The sequence below is a fragment of the Exiguobacterium acetylicum genome (genome assembly GCF_019890935.1).
GTDB classification, from domain to species: Bacteria; Bacillota; Bacilli; order Exiguobacteriales; family Exiguobacteriaceae; genus Exiguobacterium_A; species Exiguobacterium_A abrahamii.
This window is the reverse complement of sequence record NZ_CP082333.1, coordinates 3,187,291-3,209,749: the sequence shown is the minus strand read 5'-3', so window position 1 is coordinate 3,209,749 and position 22,459 is coordinate 3,187,291. Positions and strand designations below refer to the sequence as shown.

The 22,459-nt window shown below is 49.0% G+C and carries 22 protein-coding genes; 21 read left to right on the top strand and 1 reads right to left on the bottom strand.

The genetic code is table 11. The annotated features are described in order from the left end of the window. Positions 1-737: 737 nt before the first annotated feature. The 8 genes from rpmH to K7G97_RS16480 all read left to right on the top strand — a co-directional run bounded on the left by rpmH (position 738) and on the right by K7G97_RS16480 (position 8,227). Positions 738-872, top strand: a complete 135-nt coding sequence (gene rpmH, locus K7G97_RS16515) for a 50S ribosomal protein L34 (protein ID WP_012371910.1) — start codon at positions 738-740, stop codon at positions 870-872. Between the two features lie 166 nt (positions 873-1,038). After that, complete coding sequence (rnpA, locus tag K7G97_RS16510) at positions 1,039-1,389, top strand: ribonuclease P protein component (protein ID WP_087681744.1); 351 nt, start codon at positions 1,039-1,041, stop codon at positions 1,387-1,389. Positions 1,390-1,493: 104 nt separating this feature from the next. After that, positions 1,494-2,348, top strand: coding sequence for a membrane protein insertase YidC (gene yidC, locus K7G97_RS16505; protein ID WP_035395434.1), 855 nt, complete (start codon positions 1,494-1,496; stop codon positions 2,346-2,348). A gap of 147 nt (positions 2,349-2,495) precedes the next feature. Continuing rightward, positions 2,496-3,878: a tRNA uridine-5-carboxymethylaminomethyl(34) synthesis GTPase MnmE gene (gene mnmE, locus K7G97_RS16500; protein ID WP_058713714.1), complete on the top strand. Its 1,383-nt coding sequence runs from the start codon at positions 2,496-2,498 to the stop codon at positions 3,876-3,878. A gap of 43 nt (positions 3,879-3,921) precedes the next feature. After that, positions 3,922-5,811, top strand: coding sequence for a tRNA uridine-5-carboxymethylaminomethyl(34) synthesis enzyme MnmG (mnmG, locus tag K7G97_RS16495; RefSeq protein ID WP_058704738.1), 1,890 nt, complete (start codon positions 3,922-3,924; stop codon positions 5,809-5,811). 5 nt (positions 5,812-5,816) lie between these two features. Next, positions 5,817-6,533 carry a 16S rRNA (guanine(527)-N(7))-methyltransferase RsmG gene (rsmG, locus tag K7G97_RS16490; protein WP_023469858.1) on the top strand — a complete coding sequence of 239 codons (717 nt, stop codon included), beginning with the start codon at positions 5,817-5,819 and terminating at the stop codon, positions 6,531-6,533. 48 nt (positions 6,534-6,581) lie between these two features. Then, the gene (gene noc, locus K7G97_RS16485; RefSeq protein ID WP_023469857.1) at positions 6,582-7,424 is read left to right on the top strand and encodes a nucleoid occlusion protein; all 843 of its coding nucleotides are present in this window, start codon (positions 6,582-6,584) and stop codon (positions 7,422-7,424) included. Positions 7,425-7,462: 38 nt separating this feature from the next. After that, the gene (locus tag K7G97_RS16480; protein WP_035395440.1) at positions 7,463-8,227 is read left to right on the top strand and encodes a ParB/RepB/Spo0J family partition protein; all 765 of its coding nucleotides are present in this window, start codon (positions 7,463-7,465) and stop codon (positions 8,225-8,227) included. A 37-nt stretch (positions 8,228-8,264) separates the two neighbouring features. On the opposite strand, the gene yyaC is transcribed toward K7G97_RS16480, so the two are convergent. Next, positions 8,265-8,891 carry a spore protease YyaC gene (yyaC, locus tag K7G97_RS16475; protein ID WP_023469855.1) on the bottom strand — a complete coding sequence of 209 codons (627 nt, stop codon included), beginning with the start codon at positions 8,889-8,891 and terminating at the stop codon, positions 8,265-8,267. 173 nt (positions 8,892-9,064) lie between these two features. Here yyaC and K7G97_RS16470 point away from each other — a divergent pair, with 173 nt between their 5' ends. The 13 genes from K7G97_RS16470 (at position 9,065) to yycH (ending at position 22,459) form a co-directional block, all read left to right on the top strand. Beyond that, entirely contained in the window at positions 9,065-9,994 is a 930-nt protein-coding gene (locus K7G97_RS16470; RefSeq protein ID WP_050678887.1) for a mechanosensitive ion channel family protein, read from the top strand. Further along, positions 9,966-10,154, top strand: coding sequence for a DUF951 domain-containing protein (locus K7G97_RS16465; RefSeq protein ID WP_023469853.1), 189 nt, complete (start codon positions 9,966-9,968; stop codon positions 10,152-10,154). The genes K7G97_RS16470 and K7G97_RS16465 overlap by 29 nt, the downstream gene beginning before the upstream one ends. Before the next feature lie 228 nt (positions 10,155-10,382). Continuing rightward, positions 10,383-11,483, top strand: coding sequence for a redox-regulated ATPase YchF (ychF, locus tag K7G97_RS16460; RefSeq protein ID WP_023469852.1), 1,101 nt, complete (start codon positions 10,383-10,385; stop codon positions 11,481-11,483). A gap of 120 nt (positions 11,484-11,603) precedes the next feature. After that, positions 11,604-11,891 carry a 30S ribosomal protein S6 gene (rpsF, locus tag K7G97_RS16455; protein ID WP_058704734.1) on the top strand — a complete coding sequence of 96 codons (288 nt, stop codon included), beginning with the start codon at positions 11,604-11,606 and terminating at the stop codon, positions 11,889-11,891. 23 nt (positions 11,892-11,914) lie between these two features. Then, positions 11,915-12,433 (top strand): single-stranded DNA-binding protein, encoded by a 519-nt coding sequence (gene ssb, locus K7G97_RS16450; protein WP_023469850.1) that lies wholly within the window; start codon positions 11,915-11,917, stop codon positions 12,431-12,433. A 44-nt stretch (positions 12,434-12,477) separates the two neighbouring features. Next, on the top strand, positions 12,478-12,708 hold the full coding sequence (gene rpsR / locus K7G97_RS16445; RefSeq protein WP_023469849.1) for a 30S ribosomal protein S18: 231 nt from the start codon (positions 12,478-12,480) through the stop codon (positions 12,706-12,708). A 134-nt stretch (positions 12,709-12,842) separates the two neighbouring features. Continuing rightward, the gene (locus K7G97_RS16440) at positions 12,843-14,828 is read left to right on the top strand and encodes a DHH family phosphoesterase (protein WP_223041085.1); all 1,986 of its coding nucleotides are present in this window, start codon (positions 12,843-12,845) and stop codon (positions 14,826-14,828) included. Further along, entirely contained in the window at positions 14,825-15,268 is a 444-nt protein-coding gene (gene rplI / locus K7G97_RS16435) for a 50S ribosomal protein L9 (protein WP_023469847.1), read from the top strand. Before K7G97_RS16440 ends, rplI begins: the two co-directional genes overlap by 4 nt. 19 nt (positions 15,269-15,287) lie before the next feature. Beyond that, positions 15,288-16,640, top strand: coding sequence for a replicative DNA helicase (dnaB, locus tag K7G97_RS16430; RefSeq protein WP_023469846.1), 1,353 nt, complete (start codon positions 15,288-15,290; stop codon positions 16,638-16,640). 211 nt (positions 16,641-16,851) lie between these two features. Further along, complete coding sequence (locus tag K7G97_RS16425) at positions 16,852-18,144, top strand: adenylosuccinate synthase (RefSeq protein ID WP_029343020.1); 1,293 nt, start codon at positions 16,852-16,854, stop codon at positions 18,142-18,144. A gap of 441 nt (positions 18,145-18,585) precedes the next feature. After that, positions 18,586-19,293 carry a response regulator YycF gene (gene yycF / locus K7G97_RS16420; RefSeq protein ID WP_023469844.1) on the top strand — a complete coding sequence of 236 codons (708 nt, stop codon included), beginning with the start codon at positions 18,586-18,588 and terminating at the stop codon, positions 19,291-19,293. 2 nt (positions 19,294-19,295) lie between these two features. After that, the gene (gene walK / locus K7G97_RS16415; protein ID WP_055969786.1) at positions 19,296-21,146 is read left to right on the top strand and encodes a cell wall metabolism sensor histidine kinase WalK; all 1,851 of its coding nucleotides are present in this window, start codon (positions 19,296-19,298) and stop codon (positions 21,144-21,146) included. Next, the gene (yycH, locus tag K7G97_RS16410) at positions 21,143-22,459 is read left to right on the top strand and encodes a two-component system activity regulator YycH (protein ID WP_058713711.1); all 1,317 of its coding nucleotides are present in this window, start codon (positions 21,143-21,145) and stop codon (positions 22,457-22,459) included. The genes walK and yycH overlap by 4 nt, the downstream gene beginning before the upstream one ends.

Sequence of the window (22,459 nt, the reverse complement as noted above, 5' to 3'; positions counted from 1 at the left end):
AAATACCCCCCTTTTTTTATCAAGATAGAAAATTTTTGTACACAGGCTTATACACAGACAAAGTTAATGAAGAAACTCGACTTATCCCCATAACGTAAAAACTGTGGATAACGTTATCCACAGGCAGTTGAATCTGTGTATAAAGTTATCCACAGGGTGTGTATAACTTGTTTTGTCCTGAACGATCAGGATCATGTTATGCACAATTAGTGTATCAAAAGAAATGAGCCCTGGCAATGGTTGGAATGATTTATCCACAAGTAAATTAAACCGTCCACAGGTAGTTACCCACAAGCTGTGGATAGTGTGGATAAATTGTGGATAAGAGGTGGATAACTTTTCGAAAGAGGAAGCGTTGAAAAAGAGTTATTCACAAAATCCAAAAGAAGTGGAAAAAGGAAATCCAAAATCGAGGATTGACGTCGATTTTAAAAAATACTATCGTAGACAAGGTGAAGAGTTATCCACGGAAAGTGTGGATAATGTGGATAAGTCTGTGGATAGGTGGATAAGTCTACACACATCCCCTCGATGATCCATATGTATTCTATCGCGTAATAGAGTTTGCGCAGTCGAATCCTATCGCCTGTTTTCAAACGAGAATTCCCTTAAGCAGGACGAGAAATCTTCTGAACTTTCATTGACAATGCCACAATCAGTTTATATAATGTACAAGACTGCCTTAAAGTAGAAAATAACAATTGGTTATAAAGATCTTTTAAAGGAGGTGCAGACGAATGAAACCAACTTTCAACCCAAACAACCGTAAGCGTAAAAAAGTTCACGGATTCCGTGCGCGTATGGCTACGAAGAGTGGCCGCCGTATCTTGGCTGCTCGCCGTCTTAAGGGCCGCAAAGCCTTGACTGTCTAATGCATTGATGCATCCATCACTTCGGGCATGATCCGAGGTGATTTTTTTTTATGTTTTTTCGTGTGTTCGTGCTTTTGTCACATGCGCCCTATCGCGTCGCATGTTTATTCTATGATATGATGAGAGACGACGAATTTTCGTAGTGTCAGGATGGAGTGTGAATAAGGTGAAGAAGGAATACCGCGTCAAGAAAGACAAGGAGTTCCAAGCGGTGTTTACTAAAGGAGCCTCTGTCGCAAATCGGCAATTTGTCGTGTATGCCTTGAAAAAGGAGCAACAGACTCACTTTCGGATTGGTTTATCCGTCAGTAAGAAAATCGGGAATGCCGTCGTCCGGAATCAGGTGAAACGGTATCTTCGGGAAGCATGCCAGCAGCATGAAGCCTCGATTGCCCCGAATTATGATTTGGTGATCATCGCGCGCAATCCGGCCGCGAAGATGACCGCGCAAGAAGTGGCTGACAGTCTCCGTCACGTCCTCAAACGTTCCGGTGTCTGGATGCGATCAAAAAAATGAATCGTAGCAATGCATCCTGTTGATTTGTACGGCGCTCCCTTTCCTTGCCTTACTATAGAAGAAGATGGCGTTCGACAAAGCGTAAACAATTTCTAGGAGGAATTATGAACAAGAGAACTAAGATTTGGTTAACTCTCGGACTCATGTCCGTGCTCGCGATCGTGTTATCCGGCTGTACACCTAGCACGTATGGTACAGGTGAACCGATCACAGCAGACACAGAAGGTTTTTGGAAACATTACTTCGTTTGGCCGATGGCGTGGTTGATTCGTGAGATTTCACAGTTCTTTAGCGGTGATTACGGTATCGGAATCATCATTACGACACTTCTCGTTCGTCTTGTCATCCTTCCATTGATGATCAAACAAACGAAGAGTATGGGTGGAATGCAAGTTATCCAGCCTGAAATGATGAAGCTTCGTGAGAAATACAGCTCAAAAGACCAAGAGACGCAACAGAAATTGCAACAGGAAATGATGAAGCTCTACCAAGAGCACAACGTCAATCCACTCGCAGGCTGTTTACCGATTTTGATCCAAATGCCGATCTTGATCGCGTTCTATAACGCCATCATTTATACACCGGCTATTTTCCAACACACATTCCTCTGGTTCGACCTTGGGAAACCGGATCCATTCTTCATCTTGCCGATCATGTCTGCGGTACTGACGTATCTACAACAAAAGATCTCGATGGCAGGTCAAGAAGACAATCCACAAATGAAAATCATGCTCTACGTCTTCCCGATCATGATCTTCATCATGGGGGTTACACTCCCATCTGCCCTTTCGCTTTACTGGGTCGTCGGTTACATCTTCTCGATCATCGTCACGATCGTCATCATGAAGCCGATGCGTGAAAAGATTAAGTTGCAGACGGAAGCGACAATGGCTGCTAAACGTGAAAAAGAAGCAGCACAAGCAGCTCCGGCTCCTAAAAAATCGAAAAAGAAACGCTAATACGTGAAGAGCGACGCTTTGTTTTGACAGAGTGTCGCTCTTTTTCTTTTGTGTCATTTCGTGTATAGTTGTTTCGTTATACCCATTGCAACGATTAAGGATTAAATACTCATAAAAAGACAGAAGAAAAACGAGGTGGAAGAACGGATGATGGAATTTGATACGATTGCCGCGATTTCGACGCCGATGGGAGAAGGGGCGATTGCGATCGTGCGCTTATCAGGTCCTGATGCAGTCGCTGTAGCCGACCGTGTTTATAAAGGGAGCAACCGCTTGACGGAAGTACCAACCCATACGATTCATTACGGGAAATTGGTCGACCATGAGGCGGACCGTGTCGTCGATGAAGTAATGGTGAGTGTCATGCGCGCACCAAAGACGTTTACACGTGAAGATGTCATCGAATTGAATTGTCATGGAGGAGTCGTCGCGGTCAATCGTGTCCTCGAACTCATCCTCGCCCAACCGGAAGTCCGGTTGGCGGAACCTGGTGAATTTACGAAACGTGCGTTCTTGAACGGACGTATCGATTTGTCACAAGCGGAAGCTGTCATGGATCTGATCCGGGCGAAGACGGACCGGGCGATGCATGTCGCGGTCAGTCAGATTGAAGGACGTCTTTCAAAACTCGTCCAAGACTTACGTCAACAATTGTTACAGACGATTGCTGCGATTGAAGTCAACATCGATTATCCGGAATACGATGCAGAAGAGATGACGCAACAGATCGTCGAACGTGATGCGGGTGCTGTCCGCGCGATTTTGGCAGAGTTACTAACAACGGCACGCCAAGGGAAAATCCTTCGTGAAGGGTTATCCACAGCGATCATCGGTCGACCAAACGTCGGAAAGTCGTCTTTGCTCAACACATTGGTGCAAGAAGCAAAGGCTATCGTCACGGATATCGCGGGAACGACGCGCGATACGATCGAAGAATACGTCAACGTTCGCGGTGTACCGTTGAAGTTGATTGATACGGCAGGGATTCGCGAGACGGAAGATATCGTCGAACGGATGGGTGTCGAAAAGTCACGTCAGGCTTTAAAGACGGCCGATTTGATCTTACTCGTCCTCAACGGAAACGATGTTTTGACGGATGAAGATGTCTTGTTGTTTGAAGCGATCAAAGGAATGAACGCGATCATCATCGTCAACAAGAGTGACTTGACGCAACAGATTGATTTAGCGCGTGTCACGGAACTTGCTGATGGTCGACCAATCGTCACGACATCCTTGCTCGAAGAAGCAGGCGTCAACGATCTTGAAGCAGCGATTGCGAGTCTGTTCTTTGAACAGGGTGTCGAGAGTCAAGATATGACGTACGTCTCAAATGCACGTCACATCCAGCTCATCAAACGAGCGAGTCAAATGATTGAAGATGCACTCGGTGCAGCAGAAGCAGCGATGCCGATTGACATGGTACAGATCGATTTACGACGAGCGTGGGATACGCTTGGCGAAATCAATGGTGATACAGCACAGGATAGTTTATTGGATCAGTTGTTTTCGCAGTTCTGTCTCGGGAAATAATTCGAGACGACTGCGTGTGGAATAAGAAGGAGGAACCAGTACTATGGCTTATCAAGCAGGTGAATTCGACGTTATCGTCGTCGGAGCCGGACATGCCGGCATCGAAGCCTCTCTTGCTGCGGCACGAATGGGCTCAAAAACGGTTATGTTGACAATGAATCCCGATATGGTTGGATTCATGTATTGCAACCCGTCGATCGGTGGTCCTGCAAAAGGGATCGTCGTCCGGGAAATCGATGCGCTCGGTGGTGAGATGGCACGCGCGATCGATGCAACGTATATTCAAATGAAAATGTTAAACACGTCAAAAGGTCCTGCCGTGCGAGCATTACGGGCACAGGCAGATAAATTCGAATACCAAAACCGGATGAAAAAAGCGCTCGAGGATGAGCCGAATTTGCTCTTACGTCAAGCGCTCGTCGAACGGTTATTGATTGACGACGAAGGACGCTGCGTTGGTGTCGTCACGAATACAGGGGCGGAATACCGAGCAAAAGCGGTCGTCATCACGACCGGAACGTTCATGCGCGGAAAAATCATCATCGGTGAATTGTCGTACGAGAGTGGTCCGAACAATCAGATGCCATCGATCAATCTATCGAAACATCTTGAAGAACTCGGATTTGAGCTCGCACGTTTCAAAACAGGTACACCACCGCGAATCGACGGGAAAACGATTGACTACTCGAAGACGGAGATCCAACCAGGTGACGAAGTAGCACTTCCATTTAGTCATGAAACGACTCAAATGATCACGGAACAGATCCCATGCTGGTTGACGTATACGACGGAGTATACGCATCAGTTGATCGATGCGAACCTGCACCGCTCCCCGATGTTCTCTGGAATGATCAAAGGAACAGGTCCACGTTATTGCCCATCGATCGAAGATAAGGTCGTCCGGTTCAACGATAAACCGCGTCACCAAATCTTCCTTGAGCCAGAAGGTCGCGATACGGAAGAAGTCTACGTGCAAGGGTTATCAACAAGCTTGCCGGAAGACGTCCAACACGATATTCTCCGCTCGATTCCTGGGCTTGAGAATTCAGAAATGATGCGTCCTGGTTATGCGATTGAGTACGATGCCGTTGTTCCGACACAACTTTGGCCAACGCTCGAGACAAAACGTGTTCCTGGTTTATTCACAGCGGGTCAAATCAACGGAACAAGTGGGTATGAGGAAGCAGCGGGACAAGGAATCATGGCAGGGATCAATGCCGGACTACAAGTCCAAGGCAAAGAACCACTTATCTTGTCACGTTCACAAGGCTATATCGGTGTCATGATCGATGATCTCGTCACGAAAGGTACGAACGAACCATACCGTCTCTTGACGTCACGCGCCGAGTACCGGTTGTTGCTCCGTCATGATAATGCGGACCTTCGCCTATCGGAAATCGGACATGAACTCGGATTGATCTCGGAAGAGCGCCAAGCGAAGTTGCTCGATAAACAAGAACAAATCCGTCTTGAGATGAAACGTCTTGAGAAGGTCGTCATCAAAGCGACAGCGGACGTGAATGCACAGCTAGAAGCAATTGGTGCATCACCACTCAAGGAAGCGCTGCATGCGATCACGTTGCTGAAACGCCCGGAAATCACGTATGCGATGATCGCGCAGATGACACCACCGGAAACACCACTGTCTGCAGAAGCAGCAGAACAAGTCGAAATCCAAGTCAAATACGCCGGCTACATTGATAAACAACTCGATCAAGTCGAAAAAATGATGCGGATGGAGCAAAAACGGATTCCGGATCGTCTCGATTACGATGCGATCAGTGGATTAGCGATTGAAGCGAAACAAAAACTAAACCAAGTGCGTCCGCTCTCGATCGGACAAGCATCCCGGATCTCAGGGGTAAACCCGTCTGATATCTCGATTTTGCTTGTCTATATCGAACAAGGCCAATACGCATTGACTGCGGAGTGAACGAGATGAACCAACAGCAATTCGTAACAGCATTGGCAGCACAGGGACTTGAAGTCTCAGAACATCAGTTGCATCAATTCAAACGGTATTATGAACTGCTCGTCGAGTGGAATGAAAAGATGAACCTGACAGCGATCACGGATGAAGAAGATGTTTATCTCAAGCACTTCTACGATTCGATCACAGCAGCGTTCTATTTCGATTTCACGACGGTCACGACGGTTTGTGATGTCGGAGCGGGCGCTGGTTTCCCAAGTCTGCCGATCAAGATCATGTTCCCACATCTCCAAGTGACGATTGTCGATTCACTGAACAAACGAATCGGCTTCCTCAATCATTTGGCGACGGAACTCGGACTCGAAGGTGTCGCGTTCCATCATGGACGCGCCGAAGAGTTCGGTAAAAATAAACAATTCCGCGAACGGTTCGACGTCGTGACAGCTCGTGCGGTCGCCCGGATGTCCGTTCTCGCGGAATATTGCTTACCGCTTGCAAAAGTCGGTGGACAATTCGTTGCCTTGAAGGCAGCGAAAGTCAGTGAAGAGCTCGAGGATGGTGCGATTGCCTTAAAAGTACTCGGTGGGAATTTACGGGAAAGTTTCCAGTTCCAATTGCCAGGCGAGGAAAGTGAGCGTAATATCGTTATTGTAGATAAAAAACGAACAACACCCGGGAAATATCCGCGTAAAGCGGGTACGCCTGCGAAAGATCCATTAAGCTAAACACCGTTTCACGTGAAACGATGACTGATAAAGGTGAGGTGCGCCAACGTGAGAAATGCAATTGCCAAGCTGCTCGGTAAGGGAGGGCAACCTGCTACGATCGAGCTTGACCCACAAGAGACGGTTCAGGAATTACCATTGACAGAACTTGTCGCAAACCAGTTCCAACCACGGACAGTGTTTGATGGGGACCGAATTGAAGAGCTAGCCGTTACGATCGAAGAGCATGGATTACTCCAGCCGATCGTCGTTCGAAAACAAGGAACAGGATACGAAATCATTGCGGGAGAACGACGATACCGGGCAGTGCGCTCGCTTGGCTGGGAAACGATTCCTGCCATCGTCAAAGAGATGACGGACGAGACGACTGCTTCACTGGCATTGATTGAAAATCTGCAACGCGAAGATTTGACACCAATCGAAGAAGCAGAAGCCTATGAGCGCTTGCTTGCGTTACAAGACATCACGCAAGAAGTGTTGGCTCGTAAGCTCGGACGTAGTCAATCGACGATCGCCAACAAATTGCGTTTGCTTCGATTGCCAACGGATGTCCGGGAAGCGTTGAAGCAACGGACGATCACGGAGCGTCATGCCCGTGCGTTATTGCCGCTCAAGGATGAAGCGCTACAAGTAACGGTACTCGCTGAAATTCTGGAACGGGAATGGAACGTCAAGGAGACGGAGCGCCGGGTGGAACGATTGATGACACCACAGCCACCGAAGAAAAAACGTCATAAGAGCTTTGCTCGCGATACACGGATTGCGTTAAATACCCTTCGCGATTCCGTCGATATGATCGAGCAAACCGGATTGACGATTGAAAAAGAAGAAGTCGATTGTGAAGAATATGTAGAGGTGCGGATTCGCATCGTGAAGGCACGTCCGGAATAAGCGGTCGTGCCTTCCGCTACGTTTAGGAGAGAAGGCAAGTGAACGAATTACCTGTTCGGGCGATTCGCCCGAATCCGACTCAACCCCGGAAACGATTCAATGAAAAAGCATTAGAAGAACTCGCCCAATCACTCGTTCGGCACGGGATGATCCAACCGATCGTCGTCCGACCACGTGATGGCTATTATGAAATCATCGCCGGCGAACGACGGTATCAAGCAGCGAGTCGCGCAGGATTCGAACGTGTACCGGTCCTCGTGATCGAAGCAGACGAGACACGCGTGATGGAGCTCGCTTTGATCGAAAACATCCAACGGGCGGATTTATCCGCGATTGAAGAGGCGATGGCGTATGCGGAGATGATCGAGGAATTCGGTATCACGCAAGCAGAGCTTGCGCAGCGTGTCGGCAAAAGTCGTTCGCACATCACGAACAGTCTTCGGTTACTACAATTGCCGTTACTCGTTCAACAAGCGGTCATGGATGAGCGGCTATCGATGGGACATGCCCGTGCCCTATTGTCGCTGAAGCATCCAAAGAAGATCGAGCAGATGGCAGAACGCGTCATGGCGGAAAACTGGAACGTCCGTCGATTAGAGCAGGCGCTTCGGGAACGGAAAGAATCCACGCGTCCGCAACAAGCGACCGCTGTCCAATTCGTCGAAGAGTCGCTTCGCGAAAAATACGGGGCAACGGTTCGGATCAAACAAGGGAAACAAGCAGGGAAACTCGAGATTGATTTTGCAGATGAAGACGACCTCAATCGGTTGCTCGATTTGTTATTACCTGAATCGGATCAATGAAAAAGAAGCGTTCCGGTAACGGTTCGCTTCTTTTTCATTACATCGAGCGTGGCGTAAAGGAAATTGTCGTCCGTGTCGACTCAGCGGATAGTTTCGCATCGAGCATGTGGAAACTGTTCGCGACGAGTTCTGCTAATTCATAAACGAGGTGTAAACGTGTGTTTTGGAGAATCATCATCTCCATAAAGCCACTGACGTTAACGACAGCCTTAATGTTGAAGTCACCGACCGCAGGCAATTCTTTTTGGACGCCAGCACCGGGTGCGAGTGGACCTTCCGAGAAGAAGACGTGCCCAACGCTTGAAAGTCGACCAAGACATGCATCAATTGCGATGACAAGTGGACGATAATGAGTCGTTTGGATTGAGTGAATCGTTTCAGCGAGATTCAGTGCATGGACGGGTTTAGCGAGTGTACCGTAAACGTGGAGATGAGCAGGTGCTTGTTTTTCAAGGAATGTTCCGACAAGTGGACCGAGTGAGTCGCCCGTCGAACGATCAGAACCAATGCAGACGAGTACGATTGGTCGTTTTTCTTGGACCGCGGAGATTTGTTCGAATAGTTGTTCAGCTAAGCGTTCTTTCGCGAACGGTTCCGTATATTCTAAAAAGAAAGAATAGGGCTTGGGCTCGTGCGAATGAAAGCGGAAATTCATCGAAATCATCCTTTCTTCTCTTGGTGTCGGTGTCGTGGTGGATTGGCAAGAGTGAAGGGTTCTTAGATGATTTTCCTTTCCCGGTTTTTCCGAAAATCTAACGTCAAAATCGGCTCTTTGGTTGAAACTCAATTAAAATCACGTATACTGTCGTAATAGAGAGAACAAGAAAGGATGAGAGAATGGCTACCAATCAAGATGTACAAGAATCCGTCGCCCAAGTCGATAAACTAATCAATCAAGTAATGGATGCGGATATGTGGATTCGTTTTGGGATGAAACTACTGATTGCGCTCATCATCATCGCGGCGTTCTATATCTTAACGCGCGTTTTGACTGGGGCAGTCTCACGTCTCTTTACGATCAGGAAAATCAATGAACAGGACTACTTGGCACAACGACAGAACGAGACATTACTGAAGTTGCTCCAAAATGCAATCCGTTACGTGCTCGGAATCGTCATGTTGTTGACGGTACTCAGTCAGTTCGGAATCAACATCACCGGTCTCGTCGCCAGTGCCGGAATCGCCGGTCTTGCGATTTCGTTCGGTGCGAAAAACTTGGTGCAAGATATCATTACCGGAGCGTTCATCATCTTCGAACGCCAGTTCAAAGTCGGAGATTATGTACGCGTCGGTGTGATTGAAGGGGTCGTCACGGAACTTGGGATTCGGACGACGAAACTCAAAGGACTCAACGGGGAGATTCACATCATCCCGAACGGTCAGATTTTACAAGTCACGAACTATTCGGTCGACAACAGTTTTGCACTCGTCGACGTCCAAGTCTCCTATGACGAAGATCTCGAGCGGGTCGAACAAGTCTTGCATGAGATTGCTGACCGGACGACGAAGAAGTATGTCGATATGTTCGTCGAACCAATCCAGATGCTTGGCGTTCAGACACTTGGTCCTTCTGAAGTCGTCTATCGTTTGATGGCAGAAGTACCACCGATGCAACATTTCCAAGCTGGTCGTCTGATCCGGAAAGAATTGAAGCAAGGACTCGAAGAAGAAAACATCAAGATCCCGTATCCACGGATGGTCATGATGAATCCAGAACAAAAGAATGGTGGACAAACGGATGATTCCAAAAACGTATCAACTCCATGATTATGTTGAGATGAAGAAGCAGCATCCATGTGGTACGAACCGATGGCAAATCATTCGGGTCGGCATGGATATCCGAATCAAATGTCAAGGGTGCGGGGCAAGCATTTTGATGCCACGTCGTGATTTTGATAAACGATTGAAAAAAGTCTTACCAGAGTAATGAAAAGCGGATCTGATCCTCGTGATTAGATTCGCTTTTTTGTTGTCTTGCTTAAGTGGAGCGGTTGCGTTCGATTAGGACGTGAGTAAAAAAGACGGTCGAGCTCCTTGCTTAAAAAAATTGAACTATCTATAATTGTGAAAGATGTGCTGACGTGGTGTAATCATTCTACCCACTGCGGCCGCTAGCACGGATTTCCTAGGAAATACCGAAAAGGAGGAATTCCAAGTGGGATTAACAGCAGGAATCGTTGGCTTACCAAACGTAGGAAAATCAACACTTTTTAACGCCATCACACAAGCAGGTGTAGAGGCAGCGAACTACCCGTTCGCAACGATCGACCCGAACGTCGGTGTCGTTGAAGTACCAGATGCACGTCTTCGGAAATTGACGGAACTCGTCAACCCGAAAAAGACGATCCCGACAGCCTTCGAATTCACGGATATCGCAGGTATCGTAAAAGGCGCGTCTAAAGGGGAAGGTCTTGGAAATAAATTCCTCGCAAACATTCGTGAGGTAGATGCGATCTGTCAGGTCGTGCGTTGTTTCGTCGATGAAAACATCACACACGTGGCCGGAAAAGTCTCACCGATCGATGACATCGAGACGATCAACCTCGAATTGATCCTCGCAGACCTCGAGCAAGTCGAAAAACGGATTCAGCGTGTCCAAAAACAAGTCAAGTCACGCGATAAAAACGCAGCGGCTGAACTCGAAGCACTTGAAATCGTGCAAGCATTACTCGAAGACGAGAAACCAGCACGTCTCGCTGAATTGAACGAAGATCAAGCAGCTCTCGTCAAACATTTCCAATTGTTGACGATGAAACCGATGCTTTACGTCGCAAACGTCGGCGAAGATGAAGTCGCAGACGCGGACAATAACGAAAATGTCCGTCTCGTACGCGAATTCGCTGAAAAAGAAGGTTCTGAAGTCATCGTCATCTGTGCTCGGATCGAAGAAGAGATTGCGGAGCTTGAGCCAGAAGAACGCCAAGAGTTCCTCGTCGATCTCGGAATCGAAGAATCAGGCCTTGATCAATTGATTCATGCAGCATACAGCACGCTTGGTCTTGCGACATACTTCACAGCAGGTGAAAAAGAAGTACGCGCTTGGACGTTCAAAAAAGGGATGAAAGCTCCACAATGTGCGGGTGTCATCCACTCGGACTTCGAACGTGGATTCATCCGCGCAGAAGTCGTTTCGTACGAAGATTTAGCAGCTGCAGGCAACATGGCGACAGTCAAGGAACAAGGACGTTACCGTTCAGAAGGTAAGGAATATGTCTTCCAAGACGGCGATGTCGTCACATTCCGCTTCAACGTCTAATCGAAAACGAATCGTTATTGCATAAAGCAAAATACTTTGGTAGTATTAACGAATGTGAGTAATGAATTATTGCTCCTTGCTCGAACATTCGAGCCGCCAGTCCAAGAGGAGGTGACAGATATGCGTAAATACGAAGTACTTTACATCATCCGTCCGGAACTTGATGAGGAAGCACGCAAAGCAACAGTGGAGCGTTTCAACAAAGTCCTCACTGATAACGGTGGTACAGTTGATAAAACAACTGAAATGGGTAAACGTCGTTTCGCTTACGAAATCAATGATATGCGTGAAGGGTTCTACGTTCTTCTTAACGTGACTGCTGAACCAGCAGCTACAAAAGAACTTGACCGTCTCATGAAGATCAGTGACGATATCGTTCGCTTAATGATCACAAAAGACGAGAAATAAGCTGAAACAGGAGAGTGATTCTGATGATTAACCGCGTCGTTTTAGTCGGTCGGTTAACTCGTGACCCGGAAATGCGTTATACGCAGAGCGGGATTGCGGTAACGCGATTCACACTCGCATGTGACCGTCCTTTCACAGGGCAAGATGGGAAGCGAGAAGCTGATTTCATCGATTGCGTCGTTTGGCGCAAGCAAGCAGAGAACGTTGCTCAGTATTTGAAGAAAGGTAGTCTTGCTGGTGTAGAGGGTCGCCTCCAGATTAGCAGCTACGACGATAAAGAAGGGCAACGCCGTTATCGTGCGGAAGTCGTCGCTGATAGCGTCCGCTTCCTTGAGTCACGTAACGCGAGCCGTTCTTCGGATGGTAGCGAAGGCTACGCTTCATCTACTGGTGGAAACGGGAATGCTGCAGGATGGGGTTCACAGCAACAGCAGAACAACTCTTCCTCGCCAGCACCCGCTTCATCGAATTCGGGCTTCGGCGCTGATCCATTCAGCGGCGGTAGTTCGATCGACCTTTCAGACGACGATCTCCCGTTCTAAGGAAATCGTCCTGAAAAATTCAAGTTAAAAAGGAGGTTAATCACATGGCACGTCGTCCAGGTGGAAAACGTCGTCGTAAAGTATGTTACTTCACGTCGAACCACATCACTCATATCGATTATAAAGACGTAGAACTTCTCAAACGTTTCATTTCGGAACGCGGTAAGATTCTTCCACGTCGTGTGACTGGTACTTCAGCGAAATACCAACGTCCACTTACAATCGCAATCAAACGCGCACGTCAAATGGCTTTAATCCCATACGTGGCTGACTGATTTCGTAGCACCATCCTCATACGTGAGGATGGTGCTTTTTTTCGCTTCCCTTTCATCCCCTCCTGCTTTTCGGTTATAATAAACAAGTTACTAAAAATTTAAATGAACCCTATAGAGCATATAAGGAGGACACGATGGAGTCAGGTCAACAAGTATCACCGGAACGAGAACGACGCATCGTTCGCTTCATTCCGTATCTATTAATCGTCGGTCTGCTTCTCGTCGTCGCTGTACGTGAACCGATCATCTCTGCTATCGGAGCCATCGTGACTGCCCTCCTCTTCGGATTGCACCTATTCGAAGAACGCCGTGCACGCAGGGCATGGGAGGCGTATGTCGCCGGAATCTCGATGCAAGTCGAGGAGACGGGACAAGATGCGTTGACGAACATGCCAATCGGGATTTTGTTATACGATGAGGAAACCCTCGTCACCTGGTTCAATGATCCGATGCGGGACATCTTTGATGATGTAGCGATGGGACAGACGCTCAATGAGCTCGATCCCTTATTCATCGAGATGGTCGCGACGAATGAGGACCAAGCGACGCTTGAAATCGGTGATGCCGTATATCGCGTCTTTTCAAATCATGAGAACCGGACGTTCTATCTGTTCGATATGACAGAAGAAGCACAAGTCGAACAACAACTCGTCGATAATCAGACGGTCATCGGTGTCATCTATCTTGATAACTACGATGAGATGACACAAGGTATCGAAGATCAGTTGCGCAGTGAGTTGAACAGTCGTGTCACGCAACTGTTGAATCACTGGGCAGCCGAACACGGGACGTATATCAAACGGACCGCGTCCGATCGCTATTTCATCGTCACGACAGAAGAGAATCTACGGATTCTTGAACGATCGAAGTTCACGATTCTTGATATCGTGCGCGAAGAGACGAGTCAGCGTGGTGTCCAGTTGACGTTATCGATCGGAATTGGTTGCGGCAGTGACCCGATTCCGGCGCTTGGTCTGATGGCTCAATCGAGTCTTGATCTTGCGTTAGGGCGGGGAGGCGACCAAGTCGTCATCAAACGCGACGGGAAAGTCCGCTTTTATGGTGGCAAGACGAATCCGACAGAAAAACGGACACGTGTCCGGGCGCGGGTCATTGCCAACTCGCTTCGTGATTTAATGCAGGAATCAAGCCGTGTCCTGATCATGGGGCATAAGAATCCGGATATGGATGCACTCGGATCAGCGATCGGTATTTTGAAGCTTGCGGAAATGAACGATAAGGAAGCGCATATCGTTTTACCACCAGAAGAAATCGGTCGCGGGATTCGCCGGATGATGGACGAGATCGCTGAAGTACCACAACTCGAGACACGGTTCGTCAATGCGTTTCAAGCCGATCAGTTGATTGACGATCAGACGTTACTCGTCGTCGTCGATACCCACAAACCGTCGCTCGTCGTCGTACCGACGTTACTCGGTCGATTCGAGCATATGGTCGTGATCGATCATCACCGGCGTGGGGAGGATTTCATCGAAGATGCGGTCCTCGTTTATCTCGAGCCTTACGCATCGTCGACGTCAGAACTCGTCACCGAGCTGATCGAGTACCAGCCGACGAATCAGAAGCTATCGATGCTTGAGGCGACGGCGTTACTTGCCGGAATCATCGTCGATACGAAAGGCTTTGCGCTTCGGACCGGCTCGCGGACGTTCGATGCTGCATCTTACTTGCGTTCACAAGGTGCTGACACGGTGCTCGTGCAAGAGTTCCTCAGTCAGGATCTTGAGACGTACGTTGAGCAGTCACATATCCTCGAGCGGTCCGAGGTCTATACGAAAGGGATGGCGATTGCGACAGCGGAACCTGGCGTCATTCACGATCAAGTCTTGATCGCACAAGCGGCCGATCAATTGTTGTCGCTTCAAGGCATTCGTGCTGCCTTCGTCATCGCGGAACTTCAAGACGGACGGACAGCGATCAGTGCCCGTTCACTCGGAGAAGTCAACGTCCAGTTGATCATGGAGACGCTCGGAGGCGGCGGTCACTTGACGAACGCGGCGACACAGATGTCAGAATCGGTCGTCACGGTCGCGGATGCGTTGCGTAAAGCGATTGATCAATATCTAGAAGATGAGACAAAAGGAGAGGAATCAGAATGAAGGTTATTTTCTTACAAGATGTAAAAGGACAAGGTAAAGCAGGAGACGTCAAAGACGTGGCCGATGCTTATGCAAATAACGTACTCTTCAAGAAAAAGTTGGCGCGTCCTGCGACGACTGGCAACTTGAAGCAACATGAAGCACATGAACGTAAAGCAGCAGAAGAAGCGAAACAGAACTTGCTTGACGCACAAGCGTTAAAAGAGAAAATCGAAAAAGAGACGATCGTCGTCTCGACGAAAGCCGGTGAAGGCGGTCGTGTCTTCGGTTCTGTCACAAGCAAACAAATCGCGGAAGCGCTCAAGAGCATGGGTTACAAGATCGATAAACGTAAAATCGAGCTCGAACACCCAATCAAGGCACTCGGCTTTACGAAGGTACCATTGAAGTTACACAACGAAGTGACAGCGACGCTGAACGTTCAGGTCAAAGAGGCGTGAGTAGAAAAGGGGAACGGTGATGAGTGAAGTCATGCAAAATATGCCTCCCCAAAGTATCGAGGCAGAACAAGCCGTCCTAGGGGCGATCATGATTGATGCGGATCGTTTGATCAGTGCATCAGAACGTCTGTTACCGCAGGACTTTTACCGTGCCTCTCACCAGAGGATCTTCGAAGCGATGCTCGTGCTGTCCGACCGAGGCGAAGCAATCGACCTCGTCACGGTCACAGCCGAGCTGAGTACGCTTGGCATCCTAGATGAGATCGGCGGTCTACCGTATCTAGCGGAACTAGCCGAAGGTGTACCAACCGCAGCCAACATCAATTACTACGTTAACGTCGTTGACCAGAAGTCGACGCTTCGGCGTCTCATTCGGACGGCAGGCGAAATCGTCACTGACGGATATGAACGGCAAAATGAAGTCGATGTCCTGCTGAACGAGGCAGAGCGGAAGATTCTCGAAGTATCGCAAGGAAAAGGAAGTGCGAGCTTCATCCCGATCTCGGACGTTTTGACGAGTGCCTATGCAACGATTGATAAATTGCATAAGCAAAGCGGTGAGACGACGGGGATTCCGACCGGTTTCCAGGATCTCGATAAGATGACGGCCGGCTTCCAGCGTAACGATCTAATCATCGTCGCAGCACGTCCATCGGTCGGGAAGACGGCGTTTGCCTTGAACATCTCGCAAAACGTCGCGACACGTGCTGACGAGAACGTCGCCATCTTTAGTCTTGAGATGGGTGCCGAACAGCTCGTCATGCGGATGCTCTGTGCTGAAGGAAACGTCGATGCGCAGCGTCTGCGGACTGGTCAACTCGAGGAAGAGGACTGGGGCAAGTTATCGCTTGCGATGAGTAACCTGTCTCAAGCCGGCATCTACATCGACGATACACCAGGGATTCGGGTTAACGATATCCGGGCGAAGTGCCGTCGTTTGAAGCAGGAGCACGGTCTTGGGATGATCATGATCGATTACTTGCAGCTGATTCAAGGGAATGGTCGCTCCAGCGACAACCGTCAACAAGAGGTTTCGGAAATTTCCCGTTCCTTGAAATCACTCGCGCGAGAACTCGAAGTCCCGGTCATCGCCTTATCGCAGCTCTCCCGTGGGGTTGAGAGTCGTCAAGATAAGCGACCGATGATGTCGGATATCCGGGAATCGGGAGCGATCGAGCAAGATGCCGATATCGTCGCCTTCTTGTATCGTGACGATTACTACAATAAAGAAACGGAAGATGCGAATACGATTGAGATCATCATCGCAAAACAGCGGAATGGTCCAACCGGTACCGTCAAACTCGCCTTCCGAAAAGAATTCAACAAGTTCGTGGATCTCGAGCCAAGTAACTCGTATGCGCCACCAGCTTAATTCAAGCTACGTTTTGTCTTCGATCAATCGGAGACAAAACGTAGCTTTTTTTATTTTTACCTAAAGATTCTCAGTTAATTCATCAAAAACGATAATTAAACGAACGAAAGAGAATTGTAACAATTAATTGTTCGGTATTTGGTTGACTTCTTTTTTTTATCGCGTTACACTTAGTCGTGGTTTTGAATCGTACGTGGAGGTGGATGATAAGATGTCATCAGTAGTAGTAGTCGGAACACAGTGGGGCGACGAAGGAAAAGGGAAAATCACCGATTTTCTTTCGAAACAAGCCGACGTCGTAGCACGTTATCAAGGTGGAGACAATGCAGGACATACGATCGTATTCAATAACGAGACGTACAAATTGCACTTGATCCCATCAGGTATTTTTTACTCGGATAAGAAATGTGTCATCGGGAACGGTCTCGTCGTTAACCCGAAATCACTCGTCAAGGAATTGAAGTATCTGCACGATCGTGGTGTCTCAACGGATAACTTGTTAATTTCGAATCGGGCGCATGTCATCTTGCCGTATCATCAGTTGCAGGATCAGTTAGAAGAAGAAGCGAAAGGCGACGCAAAAGTCGGAACGACGCTAAAAGGAATCGGACCGTGCTACATGGATAAAGCCGCTCGCATCGGTATCCGGATGGCAGACTTACTCGACAAAGAAACGTTCGCTGAGAAGTTGAAGATCGTTCTCGACCAAAAGAACCGCATGTTCACGAAGATGTATGACGCTGAACCAATCGCGTTCGACGATATCTTCGAAGAGTACTATGCGTATGGACAAGAATTCGCGAAATACGTCTGCGATACATCCGTCGTCGTCAACGATAGCCTTGATCACGGCGAAAAAGTGTTGTTCGAAGGCGCACAAGGTGTCTTACTCGACCTTGACCACGGAACGTACCCGTTCGTTACATCGTCGAACGCATCAGCTGGCGGTGTTGCATCAGGTGTCGGTGTCGGTCCAGCCCGGATTGATCACGTCGTTGGTGTTTGTAAAGCGTACACGTCACGTGTCGGTGACGGTCCGTTCCCAACGGAATTGTTCGATGACATCGGTCATCAAATCCGTGAAGTCGGTCGTGAATACGGAACAACGACAGGACGTCCACGTCGTGTTGGTTGGTTCGACTCGGTCGTTGTTCGCCACTCGCGTCGTACAAGTGGATTGACGGATCTTTCGCTCAACTCGATCGACGTTTTGACAGGACTCGACACATTGAAGATCTGTACATCATACGAATTCAACGGTAAACAGATCGATGAGTACCCAGCAAGCTTCCGTGATCTCGAAGCATGTGTTCCAGTTTACGAAGAACTGCCAGGCTGGAAAGAGGACATCACAGGTGTCCGTCGCTTTGAAGATCTACCGTTGAACGCACAGAACTACGTTAAGCGGATTGCGGATCTCACAGGTATCTCACTCGTCACGTTCTCGGTCGGACCGGGTCGTGAACAGACAGTCGTCTTGCGTGATCTCTACGAAGAAGCATAAGTCCCAACAGGGCTGACTTAAAAAAGAATGACGCGTCTTTTCACGCCCTTTCCTCAGGCGAGACACAAGCCAGCTTTCCTGCTTCATTTAAGCAGGAAAGCGGGTCTTGTTCGTCTCTGACAGCGCATCAATGCGCTTTTCCTGTAGGAGTGGCGTGTGACGCGTCATTCTTTTTGTTACGGAATAGGGGTGGCAGATCATCATTCTGCCATCCCTATCTTTGTCGAGACTGACTTTTGAGTCAGTACCGTTTTTTGTGCGAAATGGTTCACAAACGGAAGCAAAAACAGGTATACTGAATACAGTGTTTCACGTGGAACCTCTCTCGTGAGACGACGAACAGCAGAGAGAGTGGCGCCGGGAGTTTCCGTCGCCACCTTTCTATATGCCGAAAAAACAGGTAAAATAGATTGAATAGAAATTTTTAAGGGGGCACACCCAGTGACGGAACGCAAAATTCTAGTCGTCGATGACGAGTTACCGATTGCAGATATACTCAAGTTTAAATTAGAAAAAGAAGGCTACCAGGTCGCGATCGCAAATGACGGCGTGGAGGCATTAGAGAAATTCGAGGAGTTCAAACCGGATTTGATGTTGCTCGACATCATGCTCCCGTTAATGGACGGGATGGAGGTCTGCCGGGAAGTCCGGAAGACGTCGAAGATTCCAATCATCATGTTGACAGCGAAGGATTCCGAGATTGATACGGTACTTGGTCTTGAGCTTGGCGCGAACGATTACGTGACGAAGCCATTTAGCTCGCGCGAGTTACTTGCCCGCGTGAAAGTCCATTTACGCAACACGAGTCCGGAAGCTACACCACAACCGGTTGGGCCAGGTCCACTCAAAGTCGGAGAACTGTATATCGATACGAATTCGCATACGGTGACACGTAAGGATCAAAAAATCGAGCTGACGCAGCGTGAGTTCGAATTGTTGCACTACCTCGCGAAAAACATCGGTCAAGTCATGACACGTGAGCATTTGTTGCAGACGGTCTGGGGCTATGACTACTTCGGTGACGTCCGGACAGTCGACGTAACGGTACGTCGTCTTCGTGAGAAAGTCGAAGATAACCCAAGTACGCCGGTCTATATCATGACGCGTCGTGGGGTCGGTTACTATCTCCAAGACGGGGAGAATGAATAACGATGTTAAAAGGAACGAACTTCTTTAAATCCATCCAATGGAAACTCGTCGTCATCTATGCCTTATTGATCTTAGTGGCGATGCAGGTCATTGGTGTCTATTTCGTTCGTTCCCTTGAAAAGCAGTACATTACGAACTTCTCGAAGTCGGTCGAGGACCGGGCAGGTCTTGTCGCCTATAACGTCGGGAAGGAATTCGATAAAACAGGCGATGATGAAGCCTCCAAACGGCAGTTGTCCCAATCACTAGGGCAACTGCTGTCTGAGTTTAGTAATGGCTCCACCTCAAGGAACGACATCCTCGAAGTCCAGATCATCGACCAGGACTCGATCATCCAGGCGACGTCGGATAACGAGAACCAGTCGGCGGTCGGACAACGAGCGACTAATTCATTGATTAAAAAAGCACAGGCAACGAGCTCGACCCGGACAGACACCGTGCTTGATCCGGAATCAGAGGATAAGATCCGAATCTTTGCCGTACCGGTCACCTCGGAACGAGATGGTGTCACGACCGGGATGATCTATGTCCGCGCCTCGATGGAGTCGATCTATTCGCAGATGCAACAGGTCACGCGGATTCTTGCGACCGGAACGGTCATCGCCCTCGTCATCACGTCGATTCTTGGTGTCTTGCTGTCGCGGACGATCACGCGCCCGATTTCCGATATGCGGCGCCAAGCGATCGAGATGCGACGCGGGAACTTCTCGCGGAAGGTTAAGGTCTATTCGGACGATGAGATCGGTCAGCTCGCCCGTTCCTTCAACGAATTGACGGATGAGTTGCTCGAAGCAAACGCGACGACGGAAGCTGAACGGCGGAAGTTGACGAGTGTCCTTGAGAACATGACCGATGGCGTCATCGCGACGGACCGGACGCTGCGCGTCATCTTGATGAACGATCAAGCGAAGGATATCGTCGGTGCGGATGATGCGAGCGTCGTCGGCACGAACTTGAAGGACTTACTGGCACTTGGTGACGATTTCATGATTCCGGAAGACGGTACGATGCCACCGCGTCTGCTTGATTTCAGCAGTGAGGATGAACTGTTCCTCGTCCGGGCATTCTTCTCGCCCGTCAAGAAACACAGTGGTCCGATTACCGGGATGATCGTCGTCCTGCATGACGTCACGGAACAGGAGCAGGTCGAACAGGATCGTCGCGAATTCGTCGCGAACGTCAGTCACGAGCTCCGGACACCGCTGACGACGATGCGCAGCTATCTTGAAGCCTTGGCAGAAGGCGCGTATCAGGACGAGGAACTCGCACCGCGTTTCCTTGAGACGACACAAAATGAGACGGAGCGGATGATCCGCCTCGTCACCGATCTTTTACAACTGTCGAAGATGGACAGTAAGGAATACAAAATGAACAAGGTCCGCTTCGATTACATTCAGTTCCTGAATGAGATTCTCGATCGCCATGACATGACGAAGCCGGAACGGATTCGTTTCCGTCGTAAGATCATGAAGCGGAAAGTCTATATCCGTGGGGATCAGGATAAATTGATCCAAGTCGCAGACAACATCCTGACGAACGCAATCAAGTACTCACCGGAAGGCGGAACGATCACCGTCCGGACGATGCTCCGGGCAAAACGGATCGTCATCAGCATCAAGGATGAAGGTGTCGGAATCCCGAAAGCGAATCTCCAAAAAATCTTCGAACGCTTCTATCGTGTCGATAAAGCCCGTGCCCGTAAAATCGGCGGCACCGGTCTTGGTCTGTCGATCGCAAAAGACGTCGTTTCGGCACATGGTGGCGACATCTGGGCAGAAAGTGAATGGGGACGCGGCACGACGATTTACTTCACGCTTCCGTATGAGGTGATCGAAGAGGTGGATGCCGGATGAAGAAACAACACTGGAGTTCGCTGTTACTCGTCCTGCTTGTCGCCGGTTCGATCGCTCAAACAGCGATGCTCTGGACCTATCATCCAAGCAGTGAATCAATCGAGCGGGAACAGGTCTCGTTCAACGAGATCGATGCCTCAAAGACGATTGAAAGCAACCAACTGATTAATCCGGAACTACTCGTCTATGCGGATCAGGAAGGGATCTATCAGACACAAATCATCGGTCGGACCTTCCTTAACCGAATCGGTGCGTCGTTTAACATCGGTGTTCTTGTCTTGACGGATAAAGCGAATAATATCCCGGTCGGTGACCGGAGTGTCGAGATGATTTTCCCGACACCGATCAGTGCGACGATTCTTGAAGAGTTACTCGGCGAAAAACAAATCGCCTTCTCGGAACCGATCAAACGGCTCTATTTACTCGATTATGATGGACCAATCCTCCGTCTCGAGTCGGCGACCGGTCGCCTGAAGGACTTCAAGCTCGTCGGCGATGAGACGGTTCTGAAGCGACTGTTCGCGCATGATAAGAAAAAACCGATGACACGCGTCGAACTCAAAGGTGGCGATTATACGTATGTCGCGAGCGGTACGACGCGACTAGAGCAAGTCTTCGTCTATGACGAGGTCGGACAATCGCCGAAACCACTCGACCGCATCCGGAGTGCCTTTTTTGCCGAGAACTCGAACGTCCAGCAAATCAAGAGTCGGGATGATCTCGACGTCTTGACAGACGGTGTCAGCGTTTCGACGTATGACCGAAACTACAATGTCTATCGTTTCAATACATTATCACCGAATACTCAAAGCTCGACCGTTGATTACAGCACGCTCGTCAGCTATGTCAACATTCATGGGGGCTGGCTCGATCAAGATACCCAGCGTAGTGGTTTCCGGTATTACTTTGATCAGATGAGTAAAAAGAGTGAGGAACAGACAGCGACGTTCCGGTTGTACTTGAACCGATATCCGGTATTTGGGGAGAGTGGTCCGCTGCTCGAACAGACGAAGTTCGATCTCGCGACACTGAAGATCATGTATGAGGAAAATCAAGTCCGGTCGCTCAGTCGTAGCATGCTCCGAGCGAAGCGGAAGCTCATCCTTCGGGAAGAGACGGTGCCAGCCGTTGAAACGGTTCTCGAACGTCTGAGCCGTGCTGATCTCTTAAAAGAGATCAGTGGAATCCGGATTGGATATGAAATGACGTATAAGATTTCAACGAGCCGCTATGCCGTCTTTGAGCCGACATGGTTCATTAAGATCGACGGTGTCTGGCAATCGATCAATCAAGCTGTCGGGAATGAGGGGTGA

Bases quoted from the DNA above. Each gene is read 5' to 3' on its own strand.
- rpmH (WP_012371910.1), top strand. From the start codon at position 738: ATGAAACCAACTTTCAACCCAAACAACCGTAAGCGTAAAAAAGTTCAC.
- yidC (WP_035395434.1), top strand. From the start codon at position 1,494: ATGAACAAGAGAACTAAGATTTGGTTAACTCTCGGACTCATGTCCGTG.
- mnmE (WP_058713714.1), top strand. From the start codon at position 2,496: ATGATGGAATTTGATACGATTGCCGCGATTTCGACGCCGATGGGAGAA.
- mnmG (WP_058704738.1), top strand. From the start codon at position 3,922: ATGGCTTATCAAGCAGGTGAATTCGACGTTATCGTCGTCGGAGCCGGA.
- rsmG (WP_023469858.1), top strand. From the start codon at position 5,817: ATGAACCAACAGCAATTCGTAACAGCATTGGCAGCACAGGGACTTGAA.
- yyaC (WP_023469855.1), bottom strand. From the start codon at position 8,891: ATGATTTCGATGAATTTCCGCTTTCATTCGCACGAGCCCAAGCCCTAT.
- K7G97_RS16470 (WP_050678887.1), top strand. From the start codon at position 9,065: ATGGCTACCAATCAAGATGTACAAGAATCCGTCGCCCAAGTCGATAAA.
- K7G97_RS16465 (WP_023469853.1), top strand. From the start codon at position 9,966: ATGATTCCAAAAACGTATCAACTCCATGATTATGTTGAGATGAAGAAG.
- rpsF (WP_058704734.1), top strand. From the start codon at position 11,604: ATGCGTAAATACGAAGTACTTTACATCATCCGTCCGGAACTTGATGAG.
- ssb (WP_023469850.1), top strand. From the start codon at position 11,915: ATGATTAACCGCGTCGTTTTAGTCGGTCGGTTAACTCGTGACCCGGAA.
- rpsR (WP_023469849.1), top strand. From the start codon at position 12,478: ATGGCACGTCGTCCAGGTGGAAAACGTCGTCGTAAAGTATGTTACTTC.
- K7G97_RS16440 (WP_223041085.1), top strand. From the start codon at position 12,843: ATGGAGTCAGGTCAACAAGTATCACCGGAACGAGAACGACGCATCGTT.
- rplI (WP_023469847.1), top strand. From the start codon at position 14,825: ATGAAGGTTATTTTCTTACAAGATGTAAAAGGACAAGGTAAAGCAGGA.
- dnaB (WP_023469846.1), top strand. From the start codon at position 15,288: ATGAGTGAAGTCATGCAAAATATGCCTCCCCAAAGTATCGAGGCAGAA.
- K7G97_RS16425 (WP_029343020.1), top strand. From the start codon at position 16,852: ATGTCATCAGTAGTAGTAGTCGGAACACAGTGGGGCGACGAAGGAAAA.
- walK (WP_055969786.1), top strand. From the start codon at position 19,296: ATGTTAAAAGGAACGAACTTCTTTAAATCCATCCAATGGAAACTCGTC.
- yycH (WP_058713711.1), top strand. From the start codon at position 21,143: ATGAAGAAACAACACTGGAGTTCGCTGTTACTCGTCCTGCTTGTCGCC.